This window comes from Dyella choica (assembly GCF_003977665.1).
Lineage (GTDB): Bacteria > Pseudomonadota > Gammaproteobacteria > Xanthomonadales > Rhodanobacteraceae > Dyella_B > Dyella_B choica.
This window is the reverse complement of the sequence record NZ_RYYV01000007.1, coordinates 30718-43483: the sequence shown is the minus strand read 5'-3', so window position 1 is coordinate 43483 and position 12766 is coordinate 30718. Positions and strand designations below refer to the sequence as shown.

Below are 12766 nucleotides of genomic sequence, written 5' to 3'. Positions count from 1 at the left end.
TCATCCACCCGGCGGTCTACTTAGGCGACAGCTTTGCATAGCGAAGTGCCACAGAGACGCCCAGGGGAAGAGTTTCGTGATCACACCGGTCGGTTCAGGCAAAGGGTTCCGTTCCACGCGCAGCGTAACGGCCAGACATCCCCTCGCTTATGCCATTGCCTCCGTGCTGGCCGTGCTGGCCATGCCGGCGCACGCAGGCGGCCCGCAGGCATTGAGTTCGGCATGGCTGGCGCAACAAGCGGCGAACCGGCCTGCCGCATCAGGCGGCAATGGAGGTTCGTCGGCCCTTTCGGGTATCGCCGCCCAAACACCGCAACAACTGTTGCAACAGCAGCAGGTACAGCAATCGCTTGCCAATCTGGCGCGCGCAGCCCAGACCGTGGCCGCCCAAGTCGCTGCACAGCAATCGGCGCAGCAAGCCGCGCAGCAGCAGGCGTCGCCGGTACCCAATGGTCTTGCGCCTGGCGGCCTGGTGGTTGCATCCGGCATTTCGAGCAATCCATCGCTGTGGCAAAACGCCAGCCTGCCTACGCAGACGGCATCGAACGGCCAAACCACCGTCCAGGTGAAACAGACCGCGCAAAAAGCCATCCTCAGCTGGAACAGCTTCAACGTCGGCCGCAGCACCACGCTGTACTTCAATCAAAGCGGCGGCAACCAGACCAACGGCAGCAACAACAACTGGATCGCACTGAACCGCGTGACCGACCCCAGCGGCGTGCCCAGCCAGATCTTCGGCCAGATCAAGGCCGAGGGCACGGTGTATCTGCTCAACCACAACGGCATCCTGTTCGGCGCCGGCAGCCAGGTGAATACGCAGTCGCTGATCGCCAGTTCGCTGGACCTGCTCAGCGGCGACCTCGCCACCGGCAACAGCAGCTTTCTCAACAGCGGCATTGCCAGCATCAATCCCGGTACGCCGATGCTGGTCAACGGCCAATTTGCCGACGGCAAGAATCATGATGTGATGGTGCAGAACGGGGCCTCCATCACCGGCGGCACACAGGGCTTCGTTTTGCTGGCCGCACCCAATGTTTCCAATGCCGGCAGCATCGTGGACGACCAGGGACAGGTGATCCTGGGCGCCGGCGCGCAATTCAACTACGAGGGTTCGGCCATCAAGCCGCTGGCCATAGTCGTCGCACAGCCAGCCAATGCCCCGGCGAACTATCCCGGCGGCACGGCGACCAATACCGGCCTGCTGCAATCGCGCCGGGGCCATGTGGAAATGGACGGCTACAACGTCAGCCAGGATGGCGTGGCGCTGGCTTCCACCAGCGTCAACTACCAGGGCAGCATCGTCCTGAGCGCCCAGGACGAATACGTCGCGGGCAGCTATCAGCGCGGCGGAGCCCTGGTGCTCGGCCCCAACGCCGTTACCGCCGTGCTGCCGGAAAAGGACGGTGCCAGCACCACGTCCACCGCCGCGGCCGGCACGGCCTTCGACAACAACGACAGCAGCCTCACCCTGAGCGGCCGAACGGTCACCCTGCAATCCGGCTCGCTGCTGGAAGCGCCCAGCGCCACTCTCAACATCAACGCTTACCAGTACAGCGGCAATTCCAATCCGCTGGACGGCCGCGTCTATGTCGACAACGGCGCGGTCGTGGATGTCTCGGGCCTGGCGGACGTGGAACTGCCCGTCTCGGACCTGCTGGTGACGATTCCGCGCATCGGCCAGAACGAGCTGGCGAATTCGCCGCTGCTGCGCAACAGCTTCCTGTACCGGCAGAAGAACCTGGTGGTGGACAGCACCCAAAGCGGCACCACGGCCAGCGGCCTGGCCTGGGTGGGCAGTCCCGTCCTCAATCTTGCCGGCTATGTCGACGGCGTGCCGCGTACCGTCGATCAGTTGATGACGAACGGCGGCACCGTCAACCTTACAGGTACCCAGGTCATCGTGCGCAGTGGCGCACAGGTCAACCTGGGCGGCGGCTATATCGCCTACCAGGGCGGCTGGGTCACCACGCCCAACCTGCTGGCCTCCAACGGTCGCGTCTACAACCTCGCCAATGCCGATCCCAATCTCGGCTATGTCGGCTTTGCCGGCGAGTACGACGTGATCGACAACCGCTGGGGCGTGAGCACCTCCTACAGCAATCCGCTGCTGGCCAGCAGCACCTATTGGGACAACGGCTTTGCCCAGGGCGGCAATGCCGGCGCGCTCAACATCAACACGCTCGACGCGCTGGTGCTGGATGGCCAGATCAGCGCGCAGGCCTTCGCTGGCCGCAATCAGGTGGTGCAAGGCAATCAGCCCCATGGCGGCACGTTGGGCATCACGCTAAGCAACGCAGCCTCGTTAAATGGAATTGGCGTCGCAGGCCCATTGCCTTCCCTTCTGCTGCAGCAGGCGATCCAGCCAATCGAGCAGGTGGATTCCGGTTTCCAGGCCGATACGCCCTGGTCGACCGTGCTTGGCAAGAACGATCCCGCTGGCACCAACCCGTATGACCTGGCGCGCTGGATGCCGGTCTCTGCCAATTTGGTGCAACAAGGCGGGTTCAGTGCGGTGAACCTGACGACCACTCTGTCGAGCGAAATCCTCGAGCAGCCCGGCACCGTGTTCAGCGTGCAACCTGGCGGTTCGATCGGATTGACGGCATTTGTCGTGCATATTCTGGGCGAACTCAGTGCGCCTGCTGGCGCGATCACCCTGACGTCGCTCGGCAGCAGCGCTTCTGATCCCGCCAGCCCGGCGGGCGCGGCGATTTCTGGCATCGCCATCGACAACGGCGCGGTGCTGAGCACCCGCGGGTTGTGGGTCAACGATGCAGGCAGTGCCGCAGGCCAATACATCGGTGATCGGTACATCAACGGCGGCGCCATCAGTCTTGTCACCGACCAGTTCGCCGCTCGCGACAACAACGGCAAAGTCATTGATGAAACCGGCTCCATCCTGCTGAATTCGGGCAGTCTGCTGGACGTGTCCAGCGGCGGCTACGTCAACAGCAGCGGCCAATTGCAACTGGCCAATGGAGTGCCGGTAGGCAGTGGCGGCAATATCAGCCTGATCACCTATGCAAACCAGGGTGCGCAGTCGTTTACCCAACCTGCGCCAGCGGGAATGGGTCCACCCTCCTCATTGGGGCCGGGCGGCAAGCTGGTGCTGGACGGCAGCTTGCGCGCCTACGGATTTAGCGGCGGCGGCACGCTCAGTTTGCAGGCGGCCGACATCCAGATCGGCGGCAGTGCCAGCGATCTGGCGCTGAGCAACGGCCTGTACCTGTCTCCCTCGTTCTTCGCGGGCCAGGGTTTCGACAATTACGCACTCACCTCGATGACCGACGCCGCCATCGCGCCCGGCGCGATGGTGCAGGTCAGCCGCAACAATTTGTTGCCCAATGTCACTGCCTTGCAAGCGGCGCCTACGGGCACGGATATTTATGGCCAGAGCCCGCTGACGGATAGCGCTTATGCCAGCGTGGGGCAGTTGGCGCCGTACCTCCGTTACATGTCCCGTGGCACGAACGGTCCCGGCTTTTCATTGAGCGCGGGCCAGTACCAGAGCTGGCTGATCATCAACAAAAATAATTTTTTTGTACCGGTGATCTATCCCGGAGTGACGGGTTCGTTGACGATGGGCGAGGGAGCGACGATTTCCGCCGACGCGGGCGCCAGCGTCAATCTGGCCGCGACCCAGTCCGTTATCGTGGACGGCACCATTGATGCGCCCGGCGGCATCATCCAAATCAGCCAGCCGGTGCGCGGCCTGACTACGTTTTACACGAATACGTCGCAGCTATGGCTGGGGCCGCAGGCGGTATTGAATGCCTCCGGCGTTTCGCTGATCAACCCCTTGGCAGCGGCTGAGCCTGGCAATGGCGTGGGGCTGGGCGTGGCGACACGCTCCATCCCACGTACCGGCGTGGTGCTGGATGGCGGCAGTGTCAGCCTCACTTCTCCCGAAGGTTATGTGCTTACCGAGCAGGGCAGCCTGATCGATGTATCGGGTAGCGCTGATGTGTATGACCTGCCCACGGCGGGTGGCACTCCCGGCGGCACCGAAACTGGTTTCGTGCCGACTCCTGTATGGAGCAATGCCGGCTCCATCGAGTTGGGCGCCTCGGCGGGTCTGTACGCGGACGGCCGCCTGCTGGCGCAGTCAGGCGGTTCCCAGGCGGAAGGCGGCCGCTTGCAAATAGTAGGCATGAGGAAGAGCGATTTCTTCGGCCCGAAGTCCACGGCAATCGTATTGCAGCCAACCGGAGAGCTGCTACCCGGCTCCGGACTGCAGCAAGGCGGTGTAGTGGCGCCAAGCGCTGCCGCGGGCGTGCTGCATTTCGCGCTGGATCGCCTGGACGGTTCGGGCGTCACCAGTCTGATCCTGGGTCCAGATACTTCGGTCAGCAACGGCACCAACGTCAACAACCACCAGACTCTTCTGCCGATCGGCTTCGCCGGCAATATCGATCTTTCGTTAGGCAAAAGCTTCGCGGCGTATGCCACCACCTTCACCGCTTTGCCGGCGGGCAGCAAGGATCTATCCGGCGTCAACTACACCGCCTACAACTCCGGTGATGGCACGGTGCGGATCAGCGCTCCTTACGTGGAGTTGACCGGTTTTGGCTTCAACACCCTTCCCGTGGCAGGCAGCGGCAGCTTGGCCATCCATGCCGATTTCATGGACCTTGGCGGCACGATCAACTTGCAAGGCTGGGCCAATACCAGCCTCACCGCCAGTGACGCAATCCGCTTCTACGAACCTATAGCCACAGGCAGTGCATACAATAACAACGGCAATATCGTTCCAGGCATGTTGTTCAGCACCGGCAACATTACCCTGCGGGCGGCCGAGCTTTACCCGGTCACCAATTACCCGTTCGTGATCGATGCCAATCCTTCGGGACTGAGCAACGCGCAAGGCCAGCCCCTCAGCACCACGCTCACCATCCTTGGCGATGGCGCCGCCAGTACGCCGCTGTCGGCGGGTGGCAGTCTGCTGCTGGATGCCGACAGCATCGTGCAGGACGGCACCGTGTGGGTACCTGCAGGCAATCTAGTCGTTGGCGTAACGGACCCCACTGCCACGGCAACCGCTTTGGGCATCACCAACGGTTACGAGAAGCTGGTTGCCACGCAAAACGTCACGCTCGGTGCCGGCAGCCTCAGTTCGGTGTCGCTGAATGGGGAAACGATCCCCTATGGCAACACCACCGACGGCCTGGAATGGAACTATGCCGGCGCCGCCAATGTCGCCATTTCGCCCTTGAGCGCGCCGCCGGCCAAGTCGATCACCATCGCCGGCAACAACGTCTCGCTCGACAGCGGAGCCACCATCGATATCCGCGGGGGCGGCAGCTTGCAGGCCTCGGAATGGGTGCCGGGTACGGGCGGCACCGTCAACGTGCTTACCCAATACCAGACCAGCTATGCCAACAGCACCGCCGGCGTGCAGGTACCGCAATACGCCGATGGGCGTCCCATCTACGCCATCCTGCCCGGCTATACGTCGCCGGTGAGCCCGCAGGATGCGGCGATGAGCAGCGCCGCCAACGCTGGCGCAGGTCCGGCCATGGGCCAATCGGTGTACCTGTCCGGCATCGCCGGCCTGCCCGCCGGCTACTACACCTTGCTGCCCGCCGGCTACGCCACTTTGCCCGGCGCTTACCGGGTGGTGCAGAACACCAACCCCGTTGCGCAGAACACCGTGCTGGGCCAGAACGCGGTCCTGCCGGATGGCACGCTCAGCGTCACAGGCTATTTCGCCAATGCGCTGGACGGCGCGCACGCATCCACCAACACCACTTTCCTGGTGCAGTCGGCACCGGTGTGGCAGCAGTATTCGCAATACCGCTTCACCGATGCAGACGCCTATTTCACCGCCCAGGCCGTCAGCAACGGCACGCTCGCGCCCTCGCTGCCCGCCGATGGCGGCCATCTGATCTTGAGTGCTGCCCAGCAATTGCAGTTGGGCGCCACGCTGGATAACACGCCCGCCCATGGCGGACGCCCGGGCCTGGTGGATATAGCGGCGCAAGCCATCCAGGTCGTGGGGGCCGATTCCACGCCGCTGACCGGCTATCTGCAGGTATCGGCCGACCAGTTGACGGCGTTGAGCGCAGGCAGCCTGCTGTTGGGCGGAACCCGTCAGCTCACCAGCAAGGGTTACCAGGTCACCAGCATCGCCGACAGCGTGGTGCTGTCCAACGACAGTGCCGATCCGCTGCAAGGCCCGGAAATTCTGCTGGTCGCCAACGGCAACGGCAACACGGGTGCGCAAGGCATCGTGCTGCAGCCGGGCAGCTATCTCGCCGCCACCGGCGCCAGCACGCCCAATACCACGCCGCTGCTATTTGGAAGCAATGCGGTCAGTGCTGGTGCTGCCGCAGTCAGCGGCAATGGCGCACTGCTGAGCGTCTCCCAGAATGGCCTTGCCCCAGTCACTCGCTACGATGTGTCAGGCGATACGCTGGGCAATCTCACTGTCGATGCTGGCGCCACCGTGCAGGGAGGTGGTTCGCTGACCATGGACACCACCGGCGCCACCAGCGTCGATCCGAATGCGGTCTTTGCCGCGCAGAACATCCGGGCCACCGCCAACCAGATCAGTTTCGTAGGCAGTGGCGCGCAGGGCGGCGCCAGCACCGGCGGCCTGGTGATCGGCCCCGCCACCTTGAGCTTGTTCAACAACGCCAGCCAGATCACATTGAGCAGCCGCGGCGCGATCGACTTCCTGGGCCATGTCGGCATCGATCTGCCGCAGACGCTGGACCTCAACGCCAATGCCTATGTCAGCGATGGCGGCACGGTCAGCATCAAGGCGAACACGCTGGGCCTGGGCAATGCTGTCGGCACCAGCACTGCCACGGCCTCGGCTGGCACGGGCCAGTGGATACTCAACGCGAACGAACTGGATTTCACCGCGGGCAGCAGCGTCATCCAGGGCTTCGCCAGCGTCACCGCCAACGCAAACCAGGGCATTACCGGCCACGGCAACGGCGGTATGGATTTCGGCGCGGCCAATGTCAGCTTCAACACGCCGATCCTGCTGGCTACCAGTGGCGCGAACACCACGCTTACCACCACCGGCAGCTTCGCCCTCAACCACGCCAACGGCACTGCGCTGAGCGATAGCAATCTTGGCGGCTCGCTGGCACTTAGCGGCAGCACACTCAGTGTGGGCACCCAAGTGGATGCGCTGGCCGGGCAGCTCCGGCTCACCGCCACCGGTGGTGATCTCACCCTGGCCAGCGGCGCTAATGCCGATGTCGCCGGTGTCAATAAAACCTTCTACGACGTCACCAGCTATGCGCCCGGTGGCAATCTCGTGCTGACCTCGAAACAAGGTTCGGTGAGCGTGGACAGCGGCGCGGTGGTGAACTTCGCTGGTGCGCCGCTGGGTGGTACGGCGGGCAGCCTCACCATCAACGCAAACAACCTGGCCAGCTTGAACGGCAGTTTTGAGGGCGCTGCTGCCAGCGGTTACCAGGGCGGCTACTTCAGTGTAAGCAGCGGCGGCGCGCTGGATCTGGATCAGTTGGCACAGTTGACCCGCAGCGCAGGCGCCACCGGCGGCATCTCCATCACCAGCGGTGCCGGCAACCTGTCGCTCTCCGCCGGGCAAAGCCTGATGGCGCAGGATGTGTACCTCACCGCCAATGGAGGCAATGGCGCGGTCAACACCAACGCAGGCGTGGTGGATATCGAAGGCACGGTCAACATCTCCGGCACCGCTGCCGGCGCCATCCAGCTTTACGGACGCAACGGCGTCACGGTCAACGGCAGCCTGCTGGCCACCAGCAGCGTGCCGGAGCAATTCGGTGGCATCGTTGAGATCGGCACCACCGGCACGCCGGATGGTTCGCTCAATACCGGCTACGGCTACGAGAACGTGCAGCCCGGCAGCGCCGGCCGCATCGTGTTCGGGCCGAATGCCGTGATCAATGTTTCCGGCGGTAGCGCCGATGCGGGCGGCACGGTGAGCCTGCGCGCGCCTCTGCTGGCCAATGGTGATGTGCCGATTACGTTTGCCAATCCTGCCGCGATCACCGGTGCGAGAAGCGTCACGCTCGTGCCCTATGCGGTGTGGAGCACGGATGACCACATCACCAACCTGTCACAGCATTTCGATGGCCTGATCGACCCCGCCGGCTGGTACACCGCGGGCGCGGGCGGCACACCGCAACTGATGCCGGGCACCTGGTACGACCAGGCAGGCAATACACTGGCTGCGCCCGCCACGGCCGCGATGTTGCAAAGCTATCTCGGCAACGACTACTTCATACCCACGACGGTCAATGCAGCGCATCAGGATTTCTACGGCTATGCCGGCGGCAACGTTGGCACCGCAGGGACCTTGATGGGCTATGTGGAACAGCCCGGCTACAGCTTTGGTAATCGCTACGCAGGCATCGCCCACCTGCAGATGCGTCCGGGCATCGAGCTGATCAATCCAGATGCCGGCGTCAATGGCGGGGATATTTCGGTGCTTAGCAACTGGAACCTGGGCGCCGGCGTCACGGCGACCGATGGCACGATCCAGTTGGCGTATCGCTATGGCGCCGATCCCACGGTCTCCGCTTCGGGCACCGCGCCTGTGCTGAGCGTGCTTGCCCTGCACAATGTGAATGTGCAGGCCAGCCTTACCGATGGGTTCTATCAGCAGAACACGGGGGCAACGCTTGTGCCGCCCGTTATCCAGCCATCAGGAGGAGCCACCACGGATCCGATGTATGGTCAGGATCTGGCCGCGTACCAGAACACGATTGCGTTTCTGCAAAGCGGCAACCTGATAGTCAACAATGGAGGCCCCTCTTCGTTCAATCTGTGGAACGGAGGCGCGGCCTATTTCTGGGACCTGAACGGCAATGCGCAATCACCCTTGGCGGGTGGTAATGGAAATACCACGAACATCGGAAGTTTCGCTTTCTATCAGCCGATAGTTGTGCCGCAGCAGAATCAACCCCATGCGTATTACCAAGATTACGCGTTGTACATCAATACCGTGGTGGCCGGCCCGACATCCTCAGGCTCGTCGCCCTGTGCAAGCTGGTCTTCGTGCTTCGATGCAGGCAATGCCTCCGGTTTTCTTCCCTACAACTTGAACCTGTCCGCGCCACAGGTCGGCGATTCCTCAACCTATGCCGCTTATGTAAGCGCCTATTTCAACTATTTGCACGACGCCTCCACGTTCAACCCCAATACGGCCGACGTCAACTTCAACCTTGCGCTTTCACAGATCCAGACGCCATCGCCCTTGTTGGCGCCCCTGCAGTCGGAGGCGGCCGGCAATTACCAGCAGTATTCGGCGGATTACGCCACGTATATCGGCACTCCTGCCACGGGAAGTGCCGCTGCCACGGGATTCAACGACTACTACAACTACGTCGCCAACAATCTGGGCAATGCCAATGCGATTCTTACCGGACAAGGCAGCGGTTCGCAGTTCTTCTTTGCGCCCGCCCCGCCCGTAGGTGTAGTACCGACCATACCCCAGACTGCGAACAACTCGCCCTCCAATATGCCAAGCCTGGGCAATCCGGCGTCGCTGGCTTCGGCCACCTTGCTGGGCGGATCGAGCAGCAGCTACCAGCTCGTGGCCGGTGCCGGTTTCGCCGGTGCCAACCCGCTTGCCGCTGTAGCGGACACCAGCGCGGGCAACGTCAATCTCAACGGGCATTTCGCGGTGCAGTACACCGCCAGCAGCGGCGACGGCAAAACGCTGGTCTTCCCCACCGTGGTGCGCACCGGTACCGGTTCCATCGAGATCGTGGCGGCAGGCGACATCGACTGGCAGGACTCCACCGCGCCCACCACGGTCTATACCGCGGGCGAGCCGGCCGCGGGCACTACGGCGGGCACCGGGGTGAAGGTGGTCATACCCACTCAGCCTATCGCGGGTCCCACCCCCGATTTGCTGGTCACCGATCCGGTCAATCCCGTCAACGCAGGCAATCTCCTGCTCAGCGCCGGCGGCAACATCAACAGCATCGAACAGGTTTACGACAGCACCGGCAGCCTCACCGGCACGCCGGGCGCATTGATCAGCCAGTTCTGGTGGCCGTGGCTGGAAACCGGCAACGTCGTCAACGCCAATCCCAGCTCAGGCGTCGGGTTCACCACTCGCAGCTCGATCAATTTTGCGAATTTCGACCAAGGCGTGATGAGCGCGGGCGGTAATGTCACCGTCACGGCGGGCGGCAACATCAGCGATCTCTCGGTCTCCTTGCCCACCACCTGGTATGCCAATGCCGCAGTCACCGCCATCACCACCGTGGGCAGCGGCAATCTTGTGGTGCGCGCGGGCGGCGACATTCTCAGCGGCAGCTATTTCGTCGCCAAGGGTACAGGCAGCTTATCGGCCGGCGGCCAGATCGGTTCCGATTTCACCTACGTGCTACCTGGCGGCAGCAACGGCCCTCAAACCACGCCAGTCTCTACCTTGCTGGCTTTGCAGGATGCGCAATGGAGTGTGCAAGCCCACGAGGGCGTGGATATCGCGGACATTCTTGACCCGTCCTATGCCTTCCCTGGCTGGCTTGGCGTGGCGGACGCGCAAAGCTACAGCGTCCGCTCCGCGGTCAATGCCAAGACCGCCTCGGGCGATGTGACGCTGGGCAGCCTGTCGGGGGAAACCCAGGTGCTTGGTGTGGGTGACGTTGGCAGCAGCTACGACCTTGGAGTATTGCCTTCGACGCTGGATTTCAGCGCCTTGAACGGCACGATCAATATCCTTACTTCGGGCGGGCTGTATCCCTCCGCTACAGGCAATCTGAACCTGCTTGCCGCTGATTCCGTTCAATTCGCTCAGCAGAACAACGATCTTGGCCTTGCCGGAAAAGGCTTTGGCCTGATCGATGCGAACCCCTCCCTTTTGCCCTCGCCCTTGCTGCCGCAAGGTTCCAATAGTGTCGATTACTCAAATCTAGCTCAGCTTCATTACCTGGACGGTGCGTCTTCTCCCAATAACGCATTTGGAGATGTCGAACCATTGTTACACCAGGTCGGACTGCATGACTCCGACGTTACTCCGGTGCGCATTTATGCGCTCAATGGCAGCATCAGCGATGGCACGGCACTGCAGTCAGGCGGCATTTATGCGAATGCCATGCTGATCCAGCCGGACAAGCCGGCGCTGATCCAGGCGGGGCGGGATATCGTCAATCTCTCCTTTATCGGCCAGCAAACGCACGCGTCGGATGTCACCCGCATCGTCGCGGGCCACGATATCTACGATACGCAGTTCAATCCCGTAGTGTTGGATTCCCACTTGTATTACCAGCCCATACCCGTAATCGAGCTGGGCGGGGCTGGCACGCTGGATGTGGAGGCTGGCCGCAACATTGGGCCGCTCACCAGCCAGGCTGATCTCCTCAACGCAAGTGCTATCACCGCCGATCAACAGACCGGTATCGAAACCATCGGCAACACGCTCAATCCCTATCTGCCGCACGATGGCGCAAGCGTCAGCGTGCTGTTCGGTATAGGGCCGGGCATCAACACCAGCGGCTTCCTTGCCCGATATCTCAGCAGCCCCCATGGCGTGGACGGGTTCGGCAGCCTGCTGCCGGATCTGCTCACTTTCATGGAGCGGCAGGCGGATGGCCAGGTGGTCGATTCCGGCTTCGCGCAGGATCAGCTCAACGTGGTGCTGACACCGCAGCAGGCGCAAGCCGCCTTCCAGCAATTGCCCGCCTACAAGCAGCAACTGTTTGCGCAGCAGGAGTTGTTCAAGCTGCTAGGGCAGGTGGGTGCGGATTACAACAATCCATCCAGCCCGTACTACAACCAATACGCACGTGGCTACGCCGCGATCGAAAGCCTGTTCCCTGCATCGCTGGGGTACACCAACAACGGCAGCGGTGCCGGCGGCATCAATGGCCAGGCCCGAACCATCGATACGGGCGACCTGGATATCCGCAGTTCCACCATCCAGACCCAGCAGGGTGGCAATGTCAGCATCCTGGGTCCGGGCGGCCAGGCCCTGATCGGCAGCGTGGAAGCGCCGCCCGTGATCACCAACAACCTCGGTCAGGTCGTCGCCGGTCCCAACAGCCAAGGCGTACTCACCCTGGAACAGGGTGACGTGGATATCTTCACCGACCGCAGCCTGCTGCTGGCGCAAAGCCGCATCTTCACCGAGCAGGGCGGCAATATGGTGATCTTCAGTTCCAACGGCGACATCAACGCGGGCCAGGGCGCGAAAACCGTGGCGGCGATCCCTCCGCCCAGCTATTTGTGCGATCTGAACGCCTTCTGCTTGCTCGATGCCAAGGGCGAGGTCACTGGTGCCGGGATCGCCACCTTGCAGACGATACCTGGTGCGCCAAGAGGCAACGTTTACCTGATTGCGCCGCGCGGCACAGTGGATGCGGGCGACGCCGGCATTCGCGTCTCCGGCAACCTAGTGGTGGCCGCAGCGCAAGTCTTGAACGCCGACAACATCCAGGTGCAGGGCCAGAAGATCGGCGTGCCGGTGGCGCAAACGGTGAACGTCGGCGCACTCACCGCGGCGGGTGCTGCAGCGGGCGCGGTCAGCAAGGTGGCGCAGGATATGGCCAAGCAACAGCAGAACGATGCGCTCGGCAAACAACCGTCGATCATCTCGGTCCAGGTGCTCGGATTCGGCGACGGCAGCACCAGTATTCAGGGTGGCGGCAGTGGTTACGATCCGAACAGCCCTGTGCAAGTGCTGGGCGCCGGGCCGCTCAGCGATGCGCGCAAAAAATCATTGACTGACGCCGAACGCAGGCAACTGAGCGAATGACGACATACCGATAACCAGCACGGAGCTGGGACAAACAGCAAAGCCGGCGGGTCCAGC

1 protein-coding gene is annotated in these 12766 nt (G+C 62.8%); it reads left to right on the top strand.

The window, feature by feature from the left end; all coding sequences use genetic code 11:
- Positions 1–76: 76 nt before the first annotated feature.
- Positions 77–12709, top strand: a complete 12633-nt coding sequence (locus tag EKH80_RS10890) for a filamentous haemagglutinin family protein (protein WP_126684795.1) — start codon at positions 77–79, stop codon at positions 12707–12709.
- The last annotated feature ends 57 nt before the right edge of the window (positions 12710–12766 follow it).